This window comes from Embleya sp. NPDC055664 (assembly GCF_053618075.1).
This window is the reverse complement of record NZ_JBSHGZ010000004.1, coordinates 419,258-436,935: the sequence shown is the minus strand read 5'-3', so window position 1 is coordinate 436,935 and position 17,678 is coordinate 419,258. Positions and strand designations below refer to the sequence as shown.

At 72.3% G+C, this 17,678-nt stretch carries 14 protein-coding genes; 10 read left to right on the top strand and 4 right to left on the bottom strand.

Annotated features, from left to right (window positions below; translation table 11 throughout):
* Nucleotides 1-4: 4 nt before the first annotated feature.
* The gene (locus ACWGR4_RS09740; RefSeq protein WP_452130729.1) at nucleotides 5-1,417 is read left to right on the top strand and encodes a vWA domain-containing protein; all 1,413 of its coding nucleotides are present in this window, start codon (nucleotides 5-7) and stop codon (nucleotides 1,415-1,417) included.
* Nucleotides 1,418-1,421: 4 nt separating this feature from the next.
* Nucleotides 1,422-2,084 carry a class I SAM-dependent methyltransferase gene (locus tag ACWGR4_RS09735; RefSeq protein ID WP_452130730.1) on the top strand — a complete coding sequence of 221 codons (663 nt, stop codon included), beginning with the start codon at nucleotides 1,422-1,424 and terminating at the stop codon, nucleotides 2,082-2,084.
* Here the strand turns inward: ACWGR4_RS09735 and ACWGR4_RS09730 are convergent, their stop codons facing one another.
* Complete coding sequence (locus ACWGR4_RS09730; protein WP_379998478.1) at nucleotides 2,085-2,552, bottom strand: YbaK/EbsC family protein; 468 nt, start codon at nucleotides 2,550-2,552, stop codon at nucleotides 2,085-2,087. It lies immediately after the preceding gene.
* Between the two features lie 99 nt (nucleotides 2,553-2,651).
* Here ACWGR4_RS09730 and ACWGR4_RS09725 point away from each other — a divergent pair, with 99 nt between their 5' ends.
* The 4 genes from ACWGR4_RS09725 to ACWGR4_RS09710 all read left to right on the top strand — a co-directional run bounded on the left by ACWGR4_RS09725 (nucleotide 2,652) and on the right by ACWGR4_RS09710 (nucleotide 7,763).
* Nucleotides 2,652-3,206: an NADPH-dependent FMN reductase gene (locus ACWGR4_RS09725; RefSeq protein ID WP_452130731.1), complete on the top strand. Its 555-nt coding sequence runs from the start codon at nucleotides 2,652-2,654 to the stop codon at nucleotides 3,204-3,206.
* Nucleotides 3,207-3,299: 93 nt separating this feature from the next.
* A complete protein-coding gene (locus ACWGR4_RS09720; RefSeq protein ID WP_452130732.1) occupies nucleotides 3,300-5,474 on the top strand; it encodes an endonuclease/exonuclease/phosphatase family protein in 2,175 nt (724 codons plus the stop codon).
* A gap of 123 nt (nucleotides 5,475-5,597) precedes the next feature.
* Complete coding sequence (locus ACWGR4_RS09715; protein WP_452130733.1) at nucleotides 5,598-7,025, top strand: MFS transporter; 1,428 nt, start codon at nucleotides 5,598-5,600, stop codon at nucleotides 7,023-7,025.
* Between the two features lie 9 nt (nucleotides 7,026-7,034).
* A complete protein-coding gene (locus ACWGR4_RS09710) occupies nucleotides 7,035-7,763 on the top strand; it encodes an SMI1/KNR4 family protein (protein WP_452130734.1) in 729 nt (242 codons plus the stop codon).
* A 54-nt stretch (nucleotides 7,764-7,817) separates the two neighbouring features.
* Here ACWGR4_RS09710 and ACWGR4_RS09705 read toward each other — a convergent pair whose 3' ends face one another.
* Nucleotides 7,818-9,680, bottom strand: a complete 1,863-nt coding sequence (locus tag ACWGR4_RS09705; RefSeq protein ID WP_452133873.1) for an LVIVD repeat-containing protein — start codon at nucleotides 9,678-9,680, stop codon at nucleotides 7,818-7,820.
* 410 nt (nucleotides 9,681-10,090) lie between these two features.
* Between ACWGR4_RS09705 and ACWGR4_RS09700 the strand changes: the two genes are divergently transcribed.
* The 3 genes from ACWGR4_RS09700 (at nucleotide 10,091) to ACWGR4_RS09690 (ending at nucleotide 13,983) form a co-directional block, all read left to right on the top strand.
* Nucleotides 10,091-11,038 (top strand): LysR substrate-binding domain-containing protein, encoded by a 948-nt coding sequence (locus ACWGR4_RS09700; protein WP_379998466.1) that lies wholly within the window; start codon nucleotides 10,091-10,093, stop codon nucleotides 11,036-11,038.
* A 327-nt stretch (nucleotides 11,039-11,365) separates the two neighbouring features.
* A complete protein-coding gene (locus ACWGR4_RS09695) occupies nucleotides 11,366-12,433 on the top strand; it encodes a fatty acid desaturase family protein (protein ID WP_452133874.1) in 1,068 nt (355 codons plus the stop codon).
* Nucleotides 12,433-13,983, top strand: a complete 1,551-nt coding sequence (locus ACWGR4_RS09690; protein WP_452133875.1) for an MFS transporter — start codon at nucleotides 12,433-12,435, stop codon at nucleotides 13,981-13,983. The genes ACWGR4_RS09695 and ACWGR4_RS09690 overlap by 1 nt, the downstream gene beginning before the upstream one ends.
* Here the strand turns inward: ACWGR4_RS09690 and ACWGR4_RS09685 are convergent.
* Nucleotides 13,955-15,508 carry an ABC transporter substrate-binding protein gene (locus ACWGR4_RS09685; RefSeq protein ID WP_379998460.1) on the bottom strand — a complete coding sequence of 518 codons (1,554 nt, stop codon included), beginning with the start codon at nucleotides 15,506-15,508 and terminating at the stop codon, nucleotides 13,955-13,957. The genes ACWGR4_RS09690 and ACWGR4_RS09685 overlap by 29 nt on opposite strands.
* A gap of 248 nt (nucleotides 15,509-15,756) precedes the next feature.
* On the opposite strand from ACWGR4_RS09685, the gene ACWGR4_RS09680 reads away from it, so the two are divergent.
* Nucleotides 15,757-16,896, top strand: coding sequence for a baeRF3 domain-containing protein (locus ACWGR4_RS09680; RefSeq protein WP_379998458.1), 1,140 nt, complete (start codon nucleotides 15,757-15,759; stop codon nucleotides 16,894-16,896).
* 89 nt (nucleotides 16,897-16,985) lie between these two features.
* Here ACWGR4_RS09680 and ACWGR4_RS09675 read toward each other — a convergent pair whose 3' ends face one another.
* Nucleotides 16,986-17,627, bottom strand: coding sequence for a hypothetical protein (locus ACWGR4_RS09675; RefSeq protein WP_078978026.1), 642 nt, complete (start codon nucleotides 17,625-17,627; stop codon nucleotides 16,986-16,988).
* Nucleotides 17,628-17,678 lie beyond the last annotated feature (51 nt).

The following is a 17,678-nucleotide window of genomic DNA, read 5'->3' as shown; positions in this document are numbered from 1 at the left end:
GCCGATGTCGCTGCTGGATCGACACACCGGGTTCGTCCGGGCGCTGCGGTACGGCGGGTTGCCGGTGTCGCTCGCCGAAGGGCTCGACGCCGCACGCGCGTTGACCGTGCTCGACCTCGCCGACCGCGAGACGCTGCGCGCCGCCTACGCCGCGTCGCTGGTCAAACGCCACACCCATCGGCCGGTCTTCGACACCCTCTTCGAGCTGTGGTTCCCGCTCGGGGAGAGCCCGAAGAGCCCGGAGCAGATGCCGCAACCACCGGCGGCGGCGCCGGCCGACAGCGCCCCCGCCCCGGATGCCCCCGCCCCGGACACCGACGCCGCCGATGCCGAGGCATTCCGCGACCGGCTGCGCGAACTCCTGCTCACCGACGACGAGATCGCGCTGCGCGCGCTGGCCCGCGAGGCGGTCGGCCGGTTCGCCGGCTTCCAGGGCGCATCGGGATCCTCGTGGTCCGCACAGCTGGTCGGCCGGGCGCTCGACCCCAAGACGCTGATGGCCGGCCTGCTGCGCGCGGTACTGGGCGGGCAACTCCCCGGCGGGGTCGCCGAACGCAACGCCCGGCGGATGATCCAGGCCCGGGTGGATCGGCTGAACGCGCACATCCTGGCCGACGTACGCCGTCGCCTCGCCGAGGAACGCGGCATCGAACGGGTCGCCGAGACGGCGGTGCGGCCGGCCGTGGAGAACCTTGACATCCTGCGCGCGAGCCGGGCCGACCTGGTGGCGCTGCGCCGCGAGGTGCAACCCCTCGCGCAGCGCCTGGCCACCCGACTGACCGTCCGACAACGTGCGGGCCGCAGCGGCCGATTGGACTTCCGCCGGACGGTGCGCGCGTCGTTGTCCACCGGTGGCGTGCCGCTGACCACCCGACACCGGCCGCGCCGACCGCACAAGCCCGAGTTGGTGGTGCTGTGCGACGCCAGCGAATCGGTCGCCTCGTTCGCCCACTTCACCCTGCTGCTCGCCTACGCACTGCGTGAGCAGTTCGCCCGAGTGCGGGTGTTCGCGTTCATCGACACGCTGGACGAGGTGACCCGCTTCTTCGAACGGCCCGGCGGCGACGTGGGCGAGGCGATGCGCCGGCTGACCGCCGAGGCGAACCTGGTGCGGCTGAGCGGACACAGCGACTACGGACACGCCTTCAAGGTCTTCGTCGAGCACTACGGCGACGTGATCGGCCCCAAGACCTCCCTCCTGATCCTGGGCGACGCCCGCAACAACTACCAGGACCCGGCCCTGTCCGCCCTGGAGGCGATGGTCGCCCCGGCGCGGCACGCCTGGTGGCTCAACCCGGAGCCCGAGCGCGACTGGGACACCGGAGACTCGATCGCCGGCGTGTACGCCCGCCACATCGCCCTGATCGAGTGTCGCAACCTGACCCAACTGGGCAGATTCGTAGGGGAGTTGGCCTGACCACATGGACGCGCACCGGATCGCCGTGGAGTTTTGGGACGACGCCTACGCGGACGGGATGTACGCCGACGCCGAGCCCGACGCGTTCACGGCGCGGATCCTGGAGGTGGCGGTGCCGGGGGTCTCGGGGGTGGAGATCGGGTGCGGCAACGGGCGGAACCTGATTCCGCTGCGGCGCGGTGGGCTGGATCTGGTCGGGGTCGATCCGTCCCGGATCGCGCTGGAGCAACTGGCGCTGCGGGAGCCGGGGGTGCCGTTGGTGCACGGCACCCAGGACGATCTGCCGCCGGGGCGGCGATACGACCTCGTGGTCGGCATTCAGGTGCACCAGCACGGCACCCGCGCCGCCGCCCGGGACATGGTGCGCGGTTCGCTGGAACGGGTGGCCCCCGGCGGGCTGTTCGCGCTGCGCACCGCCTCCGCCGAGACCGAGGCGGTCGACGCGCACGAGGTCTTGGACGAACACCCCGACGGGGGGCGGACCTTCCGCTACCTGGAGGGCTTCAAGGCGGGACTCGTCGTGCACTACTACGGCCGGGCCGAACTGGAGGCGCTGTTGGCCGACTTCGAGCCGGTCCTGCCCCTGCGCGCCGAATACAGCCCGCGACTGGACCCGCCGGCAGGCCGCTGGGCCCACTGGGAGACGATCGTGCGCCGGCCGCGCTGATCACGCCTCGACGTCCGCCGCCTGCCCACCCGTCATCCGCAGCAACTCCGCGTACGTCGTCGGATACATGTGGTTGTGGTCGCCCGCACCGGCCCAGACCACCTCGTGCTTGTCCAACCACGTGTCGATCAGCGTGCGGATCGGCTGCGGATGACCCACCGGGGCCACCCCGCCGACCTCCTGGCCGGTCGCGGCGAGGACGAACTCCGGGTCGGCGCGCCGTACCTTGCGCACGCCCAGCAGCCGGGCCACCACGCGGGTGTCGACCCGGTGCGCCCCGCTGGTGACCACCAGGAGCGGTCGCCCGTCGGCGGAAAAGATCAGGCTGTTGGCGATCGCGCCCACCTCGCAGCCCAGTACCTCCGCGGCCGCCGCCGCGGTCGGCACCGTCTCGGCGAAGGCGCGGATCCCACCCGTGGCACCGAGCGCGCGCAGCGCCTCGGCGACGTTCTCGACCGGCGTGTTCATGGGGTGAGGTTAATACCGGCGCACCGCGGCCACGGCACCGATGCCGCCGACCTGCGGCGTCGGGCGAGCAAAGTCCGCGCGGTGCTACCTTGACCGGCCATGACAGCGAATCGTCGGGTGCTCGTGATCAGTGGGTCGCTTCGTGCGGAGTCCACCAACTCCGCGGTGGTGCGGACTGCTTCCGTGGTCGCGCCGGAAGGGGTCGACGCCGTCGTCTTTCCCGGCCTCGCCGAGCTGCCGCACTTCAACCCCGACGACGACCACGAGCCGTTGCCGCCGGCCGTCCTCGCGCTGCGCGCCGCGATCGAGGGCGCCGACGCGGTGTTGTTCTCCACGCCCGAGTACGCCGGCGCGCTGCCCGGCTCGTTCAAGAACCTGCTCGACTGGACCGTCGGCGGCGTCGAGACCAGCGACAAGCCGGTCGGCTGGATCAACGCCTCGACCAACCCCGGCGGCGCGGCCAAGGCGCACGAGTCGCTGCGCACAGTGCTCGGGTACACCGGGGCCGACGTGGTCGACGCGGCCTGCGTACGCCTGGGCGTGGCCCGCGACGGGATCGACCCCGACGGCCTGATCGCCGACCCCGAGGTGCGCGAGGGCATCGCCGCCGTGCTGACCGTACTCGCCGAGGCGGCCCGACTCACCCGGGCCTGAACGCGCCGTCGACGGATCGTCGAGAGTCCCCTCCCGGGCGCAATTCGCCGCTCTATGCTGACCCCGCCATCGAGACGGGGGTTGCGCGTGCCGATGATCGTGATCGCTCTGGGAATCGTCTTTACGGTCGACATCCTGCGGGTGTGGCTACCGTCGCTGATCACCGTGTACGGGGACGCCGGGTCGACCTCCGCGGCCCAATTGGGCCTGTTCGCCATCGCCTGGTTCGTGGCCGCCTTCGCGGTGGTGCCGCTGTGTCGCCGGGTCGGCGGTCGGCCGGTCGCGGTCGTGGCCGGCGTCGCCATGGTGATGGTGCGGCTGTGGACGCAGTTCACCGACGGCGGCGACCGGCAGCTCTACCTGGCCTGCCTGGCCCTGGTCGCCGCGCTGTGCTGGCTGGTCGCGGTCGCGCACACCGGGTGGGACGCCGGCGTCGCGGTGCCGGCCGGCCTCGCTGCGGCGGTGGCGCTGCACGCCGGGCTGGGCACGCTCGACCCGATGTGGCTGGAGGTCTGGCGCGGCTGGGCCGTACTGGGCGTCCTGGCCGTGTTGTTCGTGGCCGGCCAGGTGTGGATCCAGGCGCCCACCACCCCCGCGCCCGCGCCGGTGTTGTGGGCCGTGTTCGGTCCCGTGTTGTTCCTGACCGGCGTGTTGTTCGGCAACGTCGGCGTCGGGCACGCGGCGGCCGGCGAACCCCGGTGGGGCGTACCGGTCCTGGTCGCCGCCTGGGCGCTCGCGGTGCCCGTGTCGCGGCTGCGCGGCGTCCGGGTGCTGCCCGTCGGCCTGGCGCTGGTCGTCGCGGGCGTGATCGGCGCGGGCTACCTGGAGACGAGCGCGCACGACGGGATCGTCGGCCTGGCCCCGACCGGCGCGGCGGCGTGGCAGGCGGTGGGCGTGCTGGGCCTGGGCCTGGTCCTGGGCGACGCCGCCGGGCGAATACGCGCCGAGGTGCGGTGGGCGCCGGCCTGGAGCATGGTCGGCTTCTTCGCGCTGACCTTCCTGCACTACGCCCGCTACGACATCGAGATCGGCGTCCTGGCCCGCGGCCGGGTGCTGCTCCTGGGCGTGGTGGCGATCGTGGTCGTCGCGGGCACGGCGGCGATCCGCGACCTGCGCGCGCCCACGCGGGCCGAGCCGGATACCCCGGCCGCCCCGGCCCGTGCCCAAGCCCAAGCCCAAAGCCAAACACAAACCCAACCCCACACCCGAGCCCGTGGGCGCACCGTCGCACACGCCGCCGGCTCCAACGGCCCCCGATCCGACGTCCCGCTCGGCGCCCGCACCCGCGCCGGCCGCTCGCCGCAACGCCCCGGCCGCAAACCCGGCACCCGCCCCGGCGCCAAGCCCACCCCCAAGCCCTCCGCCGGCCGCCCGGGGGCGCCCACCCCACCCGGCACGCCCACCCGCAAGACGGACCGCGTCGCGCCCCCGCCCTCCCTGTCCGAGCGGGCCGAACGCCTGCACCTCCCGCTCGCCTTCGCCACCGTGTTCCCGGTCCTGCTCGCGTTGGCCGCCTTCGGCCTGCGCCCGGGCCCCGGCTCGGCGCCGGTGCCGGACGCGGCGGCCGGGACGCTGCGGGTCGTCACGTACAACATCCGGATGGGCTACGGCCTCGACGGACGGTTCGACCCGGATCGCACGGCCGACACGATCCGGGCGCTGCACCCCGACGTGCTGCTGCTCAACGAGGTGGACCGGGCCTGGTTCCTCAACGGCGGCCACGACGTCCTGACCCTGCTCGCCCGGCGGCTCGACCTGCCCTACCGGTTCGCGCCCGCCGCCGACCCGCAGTGGGGCGACGCGGTACTCACCCGCAAGCCGATCCGGCACCTGGAGTCGATCGCGCTCCCGGCCGGCGGCGCGCCCACCGGCGCGCAGGCGCTGGGCGTGGTGGTCGAGGCGGCACCCGGCAAACGGCTCGGGTTCGTGGCCACCCACCTCCAGGACGCGGACGACGAGGTGCCGCAGCGGCAGGCGGACCGCGCCGCCGCGTTCGCGACCGGCCTGGCCGAGCGCGAGGCGGTGCCGGTGACCGTGCTCGGCGACCTGAACGCGGCCGTGGACAGCCCGCAGGTGCGGGCGTTCACCGCGCGCGGGCTGGTGGACGGCCTGGCCCGGGTACGGCCGGTGCGCACCTATCCCGCGGATCGGCCCCGGCGCGAGATCGACCAGGTGCTCGTCGACCCGAGGTTGCGGGTGCTCGCCGTGGAGGCACCGCCGTCGAAGGCCTCCGATCACCTGCCCGTCGCGGTGACGCTGGGCTACTGACCCGCGCCCTGGCGATGGGGTCACCCGGGCGGGCGCCTTGGCCCCGGGGGATGTGGGCATCGTCCCTCGGATGGTCGCCGACGGGGTGGCCGTGCGGGAGCGGCCGAGAAGGGGCGTGGGAGCGTGACGCACGATGCGCCCGACCCGCATCGGTGGCAGGCGCTCGGGGTCTGTCTGATCGCGGGGTTCATCACCCTCCTCGACGTGTCGATCGTCAACGTCGCGCTGCCGTCGATCCGGGCGGGCCTGGGCGCGTCGGAGAGCGACGTGCAGTGGGTGCTGTCCGGCTACGCGCTGACCTTCGGCCTGGTCCTGGTGCCGGCCGGCCGGATCGGCGACGCGCGCGGGCGCCGGATGATGTTCATGACCGGCCTGGCCCTGTTCACCGCCGCGAGCGCGCTGTGCGGCGCCGCGCAGACGTCGTTGTGGCTGGTGCTGGCCCGACTGCTCCAGGGCATCGCGGGCGGCATCCTCACCCCGCAGGTGTCCGCGCTCATCCAGAAGATGTTCGCCGGCCACGAACGTGGCCGTGCGTTCGGCATGTTCGGCACCGTGATCGGCATCTCCACCGCGGTCGGCCCGCTCCTGGGCGGCCTGATCATCAAGGCGGCCGGCGCCGAGGAGGGCTGGCGCTGGGTGTTCTACGTCAACCTCCCGATCGGCGTGCTGGCCCTCGTCCTGGCCCGGCGGCTGCTGCCGGGACCGGACCACGAGAACCGTGCCTGTCTGCGCGACCTCGATCCGGTCGGGGTGCTCCTGCTCGGCTGCGGCGTGCTGCTGTTGCTGCTGCCGCTGGTCGAGGAACGCCAGTGGCAGGGCTCGACCAAGTGGCTCCTGATCCCGATCGCGGCGGTGTTCCTGGCGGTCTTCGTGCGCTGGGAGATCCACCAGACCCGGGTCGGCCGCAATCCGGTGGTCGACCTGGCCCTGTTCCGGGTCCGGTCGTACACGCTCGGGTTGTTGGTGATGTTGTTCTACTTCGCCGGATTCACCTCGATCTTCTTTGTTTTCACCCTCTATCTCCAGTCCGGCCTCGGCTACAGCGCGCTGCTCGCCGGACTTGCGATCACCCCGTTCGCGGTCGGCTCCGCGGTCGGCGCATCGATCGGCGGACACCTGGTGAACCGGTACGGGCTCGCGCTGGTGACCGGCGGGCTGCTGATGGTTGCGGTCGGCCTCGGCGGGGCGATCGTGGGGGTGTACGAGGTACCCGGGCGCGATATCGGTTGGGTCCTGGTGGCGCCGTTGGCGTTCGCGGGGGTGGGCAGCGGGCTGGTGATCTCGCCCAACCAGACGCTGACCCTGGCCCGGGTGCCGCCGGCGCAGGGCGGCAGCGCGGGCGGGGTGTTGCAGACCGGGCAGCGGATCGGCTCGGCGATGGGCATCGCGGCGGTCGGCTCGATCTTCTTCTCCCGACTGGCCGCCGACCAGGGCCGGGACTGGGCCGGGCCGCTGCGGCACGGCCTGGTGGTGTCGGTGGCGTTCGTGCTCGCCGCGTTCGTCGTCGCGGTGGTGGATCTGCACCGGGGACGGGTGCCCGGGACGCGGTAGCGTCCGGCCATGACCTTCGACATCCACGCGGCACTGCCCGCCGCGCTCGCCGATCGGGCCGGCGCCTGGGAGTTCGTTCGCGCCTTCGCCGCCGACCGGGGCCGGGCGATCGGGCCCGCCGACGGGTACACCCCGGCGGAACTGGACGCGAGCGCGGCGCGACTGGGCGTCCCGCTGCCGGCCGCGCTCCGCGAGCTGTACGAACTCCTGGGTCGGCGGGCGGACCTGACGAGCAATCACGACGTGCTGCTGCCGCCCGACAAGCTCTACGTGGAGGACGGCCTGCTGGTCTTTCGCGAGGAGAACCAGGGCGTGGCGTGGTGGGGCGTGCGGCCGGACGGCGACGACCCCGAGGTGTTGGTGAGTTTCAGCATGGCCGAGCCGGTCGAGGAGCCGTGGAGCCCCTGGCTGCACCGGTTCTCGCTCGCGGCCGTGGAGATCGTGCTGTCCGAGACGCTGCTGTTCGACGACGACCTGGTCGAGGCGGTCGAGCTCGACGCGGACGACCTCGACCTGCTCCCCGAGACGATGCGGGAGTTGGCCTTCCCGGGCTACCCCGAGGGGGAGCCGGCCGGCAACCGGGTCCGCTGGTTCGCCGGTCCCGACCTGCTCGGCCGGCACGACGGCACGATGATCGTCTTCCGCGCCCGCACCGAGGACGACCAGGAGGCGTTCTTCGACGCGGTCTGCGGCCCGGACCAGGACGACGAGGACGAGCCCGACGCCCGCACCGGGTGAGCCGGGCCGGCCGCTCGGCGTCCCGAGCGGACGCCGAGCGGCCGAACCCGTCGCTCAGGAAACGCTGTTGCGGAACGGCTCCTTCGGCCGGCCCAGGTTCGGCTTGCCCAGCACGTCCTTCGCGGACAGCGCGTAGATGCCGTGATTGGTCAGCACCCACACCACGTTGCGGTCCCACTCGACGTAGACGCCGTGCGTCTGATTGCCCATCGCCCACTCCGGGAACGTGCCGTCCTCGGTCGGCCAGTCCCGGGTCTTGGTGCCGAACGCCTTGGGCACGAAGTACGCCTCGATCTCCGGCCGGGCCGGGTTCTTCACGTCGAAGACCTGGGCGCCCGCGTTGTAGAAGCCGTAGACGAGCGTGCCGTCGTCGTGCCGGCCCGGGTTGGTGTAGTAGCCGGTGCGCTTGGGCCCGAAGCTGCCCCGGCGCTGGCAATAGTCGGTGATCCCGGCCGACTTCGGCGGGGTCGGACGCGGCAGTTGCCCGACGATCCGGGGGCTGGCCGGGTCGCGCGCGTCGATCTGGTAGATCGGCTTGTAGGGCTCGTAGCAGTCCTCGGTCAGCGGATAGCCGGAGACGTAGATCATCCCGGTGCGCCGGAACTGCGACACGTCGATGTTGTCGCCCTCGGTACCCGCCACCGACGGCGGCAGGTCCACGTGCCCCACCTGGCGCATCCGGGCCGGGTCGGAGATGTCCAGGACGGTCATGCCCAGGCCGCCCTGCACGGCGAAGCCGTACCGACCGCCGTGCTCCACCGGCGTGGGCACGAACAGCGACATCCGCGCGCCCAGCCAGCTGGTCCGGTTCCCGCAGCGCGGATTGCGCGCGTACGCCTCGTCCTCGCCGGTGACCTGTCCGGGCAGGTGCCAGGTGTCCAAAAGCTTCGGCGTGCTCGGGTCGGACATGTCGTAGGACTGGTAGCCGGCCGAGTGCAGGTTGGTCGGGTATTCGGTGTTGGCGTACGTGTCGTTCGGCGCGACCGCGATGAACATGTACCTGCCGCCGTCCCAGTACGGCACGTCCAGCGAACCGGAGCCCTGCTGCGGCCGGTTCGGGTCGCTGTGCAGCGCATCCGGCTGGGTCGAGTCGGTGCTGACGGTCGAGATCAGCTGCCAATCGGCCTTGCGGGGACCGTTCAGGCGATACACCTTGAAACCCTTGAGTCCGGGCTTGGCGCGCAACTTTGCCACGCCCTCGGGGTTGCCGTACTTGTCCTTGCCCGGCTCGTCGCCGAGTTCGGTGATCTGGCGCTTGTCCTCGAAGGACTGCACCATCACGTAGGAGCGCAGCCGCTCGTTCCACTGGATCGTGGACGCGCCCCAGTAATCCCCGGCCGCCCAGGTCCCGTTGGCCTTCGACTCGTCGCCGCCGACGTCCTCCCGGGACATCTTCTCCACCACCGTGACGTGCTTGACGTCGGTGATGTCGTAGACGCGGCCCTCGGAGCGGTCGTACTGGAACATGTAGCGGCGGCCGTCGAAGTCGACGATGTTCTGCCAGGTGTGGAAGAAGTCCGGGGTGAAGTCGTAGCCCTCGTAGGCGGCTTCGACGGTCATGTTCTTCACGTACTGCCGGCCGTCGTAGTCGGCGCGCCGGCCCGGGAAGGGGTGCGGGTTCTCCTCGTCGAGCGGGGTGGACGCCGGGGCCAGGAACGAGCCGTCGAGCTGCATGCCGTACGCGTTCGGATCCGCCGCCCGCGGGCGACGCTCCTGGCAGACCGACGGGATGTTCGGATCGGTGCCGGCGGCGCCCGCGGCGGTCGCGGTGCGGTGCGGGGAGCCGGCGGCGGGGGAGCCGGCGCGTGGGGCGCCCGCGTAGGTACCGGCGGTGAGCGCCACCAGGGCGGCCACCGCCAGTGCGCTCGATCTGCCGTATCTGCCGGTGCCGTTGCGGAGGAGGGGAGTGCGGCGCATCTGACGAACCTTCCGACCGGGACGATGACGGGGAAGTACACGACCGGCGGCGACGGCGCCGGGCGGGGACGCGGCACGCGCCTTCGCGGGGCACGACACGAACGGAATCCCCGATCGCGCCGTCGACCCGTGACCGCCTCGCCGGCGACTCGTACATCCGGCGAGGGGCACATTCGGCGAGTGGCCCGACCCGGCGGCTCCGGAAGCTCCGATGCCACCGCGCGTCGATCCGCCCGGGGCCGCTCGCGCGCTCGTGCGGCCACGGCGGCGGCTCGTCAAGAAGCCGTCGCCACGTGCATGATGGCTGCGCCGGTGCATGTCCATCCAATGCCGATCCGGCGCCATGGCATCACCAAACAGGTATGCGTCCTGTCGGGGGGACGCAGCACCGAATCGGTACGGGAGCCCGCGTGGACCTGCTCGACGGACGGCTGAAGTTTCGCCACCTGACCCTGATCACGGCGATCGCCGAGCACGGGGGAGTCAGCCGCGCGGCCGAGGCGTTGCACCTGACCCAGCCCGCCGCCACCCGCACGCTGCGCGAGCTGGAGACGATGGTCGGCGTGCCGCTGTTCGAGCGCGGCCCGCACGGGATGAGCGCGACCCTGTACGGCACCGCCCTGGTCGCACACGCACGGGCGATCCTGGCCGAGGTGCGGCGCGCCGGCGACCACCTCGCGAGCCTGCGCGAGGGCCAGACCGGCACGGTCGTCGTCGGCACCCTGCTCGCCGGGACCAGCGTGCTGCTGCCGCGTGCGGTGTCCGCGCTCAAGCGGGAGCGGCCCGGGATCACCGTGATCGTCCGCGAGGCCACCCACGACGTGCTGCACCCGCAGCTGCTTGCCGGCGAGATCGATGTCGTGGTGGGCCGGTTGGGACCGGCCGCGGACGGCGGGCGGGTCCGGCGGACCGCGCTGTACCGCGAGCCGATCCGGCTGGTCGTGCGCCGCGGCCACCCGCTCCTGGACAGCGCGCGCGAGCTGGCCGACACGATCGCGCATCCGTGGATCCTGCCGCTCGAACAGACGGCGCTGCGCAGCGAGTTGGCCCAGCTGTTCCTGCGCAACGGGCTGGCCCTGCCGGCCGACCGGGTGGAGTGCACCTCGATCCTGACGGTACGTGCGCTGCTGCTCGGCACCGACATGATCGCGGCGCTGCCCGAACTCGTGGTCACCGGTGACGACCGCCTCGCGGTATTGCCGGTGCCGCTGGAGTCGGTGCGCCGCACGGTGGGCACCACGCTCCTCGCGGACCGGCCGCCGACCCCCGCCATGGGCGCCTTCCTCGCCTGCATCGGCGAGGAGGCGGCGGCGTTGCGGGCCGCGCTGGGCGAGGAGGCGGCGCTCGATCCGGACTGACGCGCCCGCGGGGGTGTACCGGGCCGGCGTCCGCAACACCCCGCTCCGAGTCGAGCCGCACCCCGGACGGCCGACGCCGCAAGGCATAACCCGCGCAGCCCCACCACCGGAGACAGCCCCCACCCCCACGCCCGGCAGCGACCCGCCCGCCATACCCGATCACACCCCGGTTGTCCATGGGGTGTGACCCCCGGATGGGGGAGGTGGAGATGCCCCTGCATCCGGGGGCCGACCGGCTCGTTCCCCGCGCGGGTGATCAATAGCGTCGAGTTACGCCCGGTCGGCGTGCTCGACCGATCATCCGCAACCTGAATTCGGGGACGCCCCATGACCATGACCGCACCGATCCTGGATACCCCGGAGGCCGCCGCCCCGCGCCGGGGCAGCGACTTCGCGCCGCTGCTCGCCGACCTCAAGGCCGCCGGCCTGCTGGAGCGGCGCACCGCCTGGTACGCCCGCTCGATCGGCCTGAACCTGCTGCTCCTGCTCGGCTCCTGGGCCGCGGTCGTCCGGGTCGGCGACTCGTGGTGGCAGCTCGCCCTCGCGATACCCGTCGCGCTGTTCACCACCCGCGCGTCCTTCGTCGGCCACGACGCGGGCCACCAGCAGATCGCCCGCAGCGCCCGCACCCACCGCGTGCTCTCCCTGCTGCACGGCAACCTGCTGATGGGGATGAGCTGCGGCTGGTGGAACGCGAAGCACAACAAGCACCACGCCAACCCGAACCACCGGGAAAAGGACCCGGACGTCGCGGTCGGCGTGCTGGTCTGGGACGCCGACCAGACGGGCGGCCGGACCGGCCTGATGGGGTGGCTGACCCGCAACCAGGCGCGGCTGTTCTTCCCGCTGCTGCTGCTCGAAGGGCTCAACCTCAAGGTCAACGGCCTGATGGCGCTCAAGGAGCGCACCCCGCGCGAGCGCCGGGTCGAGGGTTCGGTGCTGGCCCTGCACTACGCCCTGTACATATCGGTCCTGGCGATCTCGATGTCGCCGGTCAAGGCCCTGGTCTTCGTGCTGCTCACCCACGCGCTGCTCGGCCTGCACCTGGGCATGGCGTTCGCGCCCAACCACAAGGGCATGCCGATGCCCGAGCCGGGCGTCAAGTGGGACCACCTGCGCCGCCAGGTGCTGACCTCGCGCAACGTCACCGGCGGTCCGGTCACCGACTGGCTGCTCGGCGGGCTGAACTACCAGATCGAACACCACCTGGTGCCGAACATGCCGCGCGTGAACCTGCGCCGCGCACAGCCGATCGTGCGCGCGCACTGCGCCCGGCTCGGGGTGCCCTACCTGGAGACGAGCGCGATCACCTCGTATCGGCAGGCGCTCGGCCACATGCACCGGGTGGGCGCGCCGCTGCGCAAGGAGCGGGCAAAGGTGTCCGCAAACGATTGATGTGTCGTACATCTATCCCTAGGGTGGGGCCGACCTTCCGCCCTCTCCCACCCGGAGCGTTCGTGACCGGCCCCGCCTCGACCCCGCACGACGCGCGACGGCGCTTCCTCGTACCGGTCCTCGGCTCCTGCGGCATCGTCGCCGCGCTGATGCAGACCGTCGTCGTCCCGCTCCTGCCGGACCTGCCCGCGCTGACCGGCAGTTCGGCCTCGACGGTGAGCTGGACCCTGACCGCCACGCTGCTCAGCGGCGCGGTCTGCACCCCGCTGCTCGGCCGGGCGGGCGACATGTTCGGCAAGAAGCGCATGCTGGTCCTGGCCATGGTCGTGCTGTCGATCGGCTCGCTGATGTGCGCGCTCACCTCGGACATCGGCGTGCTGATCGTCGGCCGCACCCTCCAGGGCATGGCCACCGCGGTGGTCCCGCTGGGGATCAGCATCCTGCGCGACGAACTGCCGCCGGCCAAGGTCGGCGGCGGCATCGCGATGATGAGCTCGACGCTCGGCATCGGCGCCGCCGTCGGCCTCCCGCTGGCCGGCCTCGTGGTCGACCACGCCGACTGGCACGTGATGTTCTGGGCCGCCACGGCGCTGGCCCTGGTGGTGCTGACCCTGGTCGTGCTCGTGGTCCGCGAGTCGCCGGTCCGCACCCCCGGCCGCTTCGACGTGATCGGCTCGCTCGGCCTGGCCGCGTTTCTGGTCTGCCTGCTGCTCGCGGTCTCCAAGGGCGCCGCGTGGGGCTGGGGCAGCGCCCGGACGGCCGGCCTGATCGGCGCCGCCGCGGTGATCCTGCTCGGCTGGTGCCGGCACCAGTGGCGGGCCCGCACCCCGCTCGTGGACCTGCGGGTGACCACCCGCCCGGCGGTGCTGCTGCCCAACATCGCCGCGCTGTTCATCGGCTTCTCGTTCTACGCGAACAGCCTGTCCACGGCCCAGCTGGTCCAGACACCCGAGGCGAGCGGCTACGGCCTCGGCCTCTCGGTCGCCGCCGGCGGCCTGTGCCTGCTCCCCGGCGGGGTGATGATGGTCGTGCTCTCCCCCCTCTCCACCCGGCTGACCGCCACCCGGGGACCACGCTTCTGCCTCGGCCTCGGCGCCGTCCTGCTCGGCCTGGGCTACGTCGTGCGCATCTTCACCAGCCACGACCTGTGGACCGTCATCGCCGGCGCCACGGTCGTCGCCTCCGGCACCGCCATGTGCTACTCGGCGCTGCCGATGCTGGTCATCCGGGCCGTGCCCGCCGCGCAGACCGCCGCCGCCAACGGGATCAACGCGCTGATGCGCACCATCGGCCAGGCGGTGTGCAGCGCGGTGGTGGCGGCCGTGCTCACGTCGTACACGATCTCCGCCGCCGGTCGCGAACTGCCCGCGCTGCACGCCTACATGGTGATATTCGTGATCGCCGGCGCGGTGGCCGGCTGCGCGCTGATCGCCTGCCTGTGCATCCCCGAACCCGGCGGCCCCACGGCCGTGCCGATCCCCGCCCCGGCCGCCCCCGTCGCCGAGTCGCGCCCGCTCGCGATCAGGCCAGACCCAACCGGTCGAACATGATCAACCCGTCCTCGAACACGGTCAGGTCGACCACCTTGGCGTTCTTCGCCCGGATCGCCGCGGTGAACGCCTGCTCGTAGGCGAACATCGGCACATCCTCCGCCAGCGCCCGCTGCACCTCGGCATAGGCGGCCCGCCGGACCTCCGGATCGGTGGTGGCCCGGGCCCGCTCCAGCGCCCCGTCCACCGCCGGGTTCTTCCACTGCATGTGGTTGTCCTGCCCCTTGGAGTGCAGGAAGTTGTACAACACCGGTTCCGGGTCGTCGAAGGACAACACGAACTCGCCCGCGTCGAACTGCCGCTGGATCTGCACCTTCTGGAGGTACTGGGTGCCCTCCAGGAACTCGGTTTTCATGCTGATGTTCTTCATCGTGGCGAGCTGGGCCAGCCAGTATTCGGCGGTCACGTGCGAGCCCGGGCTGTTGTACGTGCTGTAGGTGAAGCTCAGCGGCTTGCCCTCGGCGGCGAGCGCGTCGAGCAGGCGCTGCGCCTCGACCCGGTTGTTCGCGGGCAGCGGCGCGTCGGAGGCGACGAAGTCCGAACCCGGGCGCAGGAACGTGCTCAGCGGCTTGCCGGCGTCGTCGGTGACCACCTTCGTCCGCGCGGCCGGATCCATGATCAACGCGAACGCGCGCCGCGCCCGGGGATCGTCGAAGGGCGGTCGGGCCGTGTTGAACAGCGTCATGAAACCGCCGCTCTTGCCCTCGGTGACCACCGGCAGCCCGGCCTTGCGCGCGTCGCCCATCAACTTGGCCTGCGCCGTGGTCAACACCTGGGCCTGATCGGCACCCAGCATCGCCAGCCGCTGCGACTGGTCGACCACCGGCTTGAGGATCAGTTCCTTGAGCGGCGGCCGGGAGCCCACCTGCCAGTACTTCGGGTTGCGCTTGAACACCATCTGCTGGTCGCGCACCCAGCTCTCCAGCCGATACGGCCCGGCCCCCACCGGCTTGGCGCCGAACCCCTTCGGATCGGCCTTGATCGCCGTCGGCGAGCCGATGAACGCCAGGTTGTGCGCGATCACCTTGTCGAAGTGCGCGTTCGGGGCCGGCAGCGTGACCCGGACGGTCCGGCTGTCGGCCACGGATATGCCGATCCCGGCGACCACCCGCGCCTGGAGCGACTTGTTCGCCGGATCCGCGTGCCGCTCCCAGTTGAACTTCACCGCCTCCGCGTCCAGCGGGGTGCCGTCGGAGAACCTCAGGTCCGGCCGCAACCGCAACGTCCAGACCCGACCGCCCTCCGCCGCCGTCGCGCTCTCCGCCAACTGCGGCTGGGCCCGGCCGGTCTTGGGATCGATCCACAACAGCACGTCGAAGACCGCCGCGGCCTGCGTACCGCCGGTGATCTGGGACAGGCTCGCCACGATCGGGTCGAGACTGCGCGCCTCCTGCGTGACCAGCACGGTCATCGCGTCGCGGGACGAACCGCCGGCGGCGGAGTCGTCGCCGCACGCGGCGGTGGTCAGGGTCGACCCGAGCAGCGCGGCCACGAGGGCTGGCCGCCGGGAGAGCACGGATCGCACGTGGTCGCTCCTCGCACGGGCCCACCCCGGTCCGGGCGGACCACGGTCTCCGGGCAGGCCGGATCCCCATGGACGGTGAGGGCTCAACCTAAAGTCACTCCTGACTCACGGTCAACAAGCGTTTCCGGATCGGTGACCATCCGGGGCTGCGAGCCGGTCGGGTGATTCGCGCGATTTTCCTGCCGAAGCGGGCATAGGACGGTGTGTTTGCCGATGCCGTGAGGCCTGAACGCACGCCAGGAGACCGCATGACCACCGCCGCCCTGACGCCGGACCTGCTCGCCGAGCTGCGCCGTCCCCGCGCGTACCCGCTGGTGTCCCTGACGCTGCCCACGCACCGGCACCGCCCGGAGAACCAGCAGGACCACATCCGGCTGCGGAACGTGCTCACCGAGGCGGAGAAGCGGCTGGCGGCAGACCCGGAGGTGACCCGGGAGGTGCGGATCAAGACGGCGGAACGGCTCCGGGCCGCGGCGGCCGAACTGGATCCGGAGAGCTTCCTCGACGGTCTGGTGCTCTACGCGTCGGCGGACGAGCACTACGCCTTCAGGATCGAGGCGCCGGTGAGCGAGCGGATCGTCTTCGCGACCACCTACCTCACCCGCAACCTGGTCTCCGCGGCGGAACGGCTCACCCCGTACTGGGCGCTGGTGCTCAGCGAGCAGGAGGCACGGTTGTGGCGCGGCCGGGGCGAGCACGTGTACGAGGCGCGCGTCGACGGGTTCCCGGTCACCACACCCGCGCCCGAGCCCGACGGCCAACTCCGGCGCGAGGGCGGCGGCATGGGGGTGAGCGAGGAATTTCGCCGACTGCTGAACGAGGCCGACGAACACCTGGCCCACGCGCTCGTCGGGCCCAACCGCGACGGCAAGGTCGTCCTGGTCGGCCTGCGCCCGCAGGTCAAGGCGTTCCGCGAGGGCAGCCGCAACGCCGGGCACCTGGCCGAGCGCGATCTGGAGGTCGGCGGCCTGGTCGACGCCACGGCCGCGCAGCTCGCCGAGATCCTGGCCCCGGCGCGGGCCGCGCTGGCCGAGGAGGCGACCGCCGCCGCACTGCGGGCGCTCGACGACGCGCGCAGCGCCAAGCGGTACGCGGGCGGCATCCAGGAGGTGTGGACGCCGGTCCGGGCCGGGCGCGGCGCGCTGCTCGTGGTCGAGGAGGGCCTGCGGGTCACCGGCCGCCTGGTCATCGTCGAGGCGACCGGGGAGATCGCGCTCCAGGTGCTCACCGGCCCGCACGCGGAGGACGCGGTACTGGCCGGTCGAGCCGAGGACGACATCGTCGACACGGTGGTCGAGGCGGCCCTCGAAGGCGACGGCAAGGTGGTCTTCGTCCCCGACGGCACGCTCGCGGACGCGGGCGGCATCGCCCTGGCGCTGCGCTACTGAGCCGGCATCACGCACATCCGGGTGCGGGGGCGGCCTCCGGAAAGGCCGCCCCCGCACCCGGACGACCCGTGCGTCGGTCGGTGCCTCGATCAGTGCAGATCGCGTTCCAGGGCTTCCAGGTCGTCCTCGTACGCGGTGCTCGTCTCGAACCGGTAGATGATGCTGCGCGGATCCGCGTCCTCGAAGGGGGCGTCGAGCCATTCGCCCGGTTCGGTCGGCTCGATCGCGGACACCCACAGGGTCGAGTCGCCCGGTTCCAGGCCCAGTTCGTCGGCGCGCTGGGCGATCTCGTCCGGATCGTAGACGTCGAAGAGCACCGCGACCGCGCTGGACGCGCTGTCGGCGCCGGTATCGCGCGGCGAAACGGCCGGTTCGTTCTCGCCGGCCTCCGCGTCGGCCCGGCGGGCGTGGTCGACGAGCGTGATCAGATCCTTGATCACGTAGTCGCGACGGATCAGCACGGTCACCGCCTCGGGGTTGGTCGGCCCCTCGTATTCGGCTTCCTCGCCGCTGCTCGGCACCTCGAACGGAGTGACCTCGTCATAGGCGTCGTACAACAACTCGTCGTAGGCCTCCGCGGCGGCCGCGAGCGCGTCGTACGCGGCGAAGACGGCCGGGTCGCTCTCGCCCTGGCGGGCTTCGACGGCGGCCAGATGGTCGTCGATCGCCGATTTGAGAACATCCGCGGCGGCACGGACCTGCTCTGGCGTGGGCTGCGCAACACCGGTCATGGGGTGACGTTATCCGCAAGAGCCCCACGCGCGCACAATGGTTCACTGATG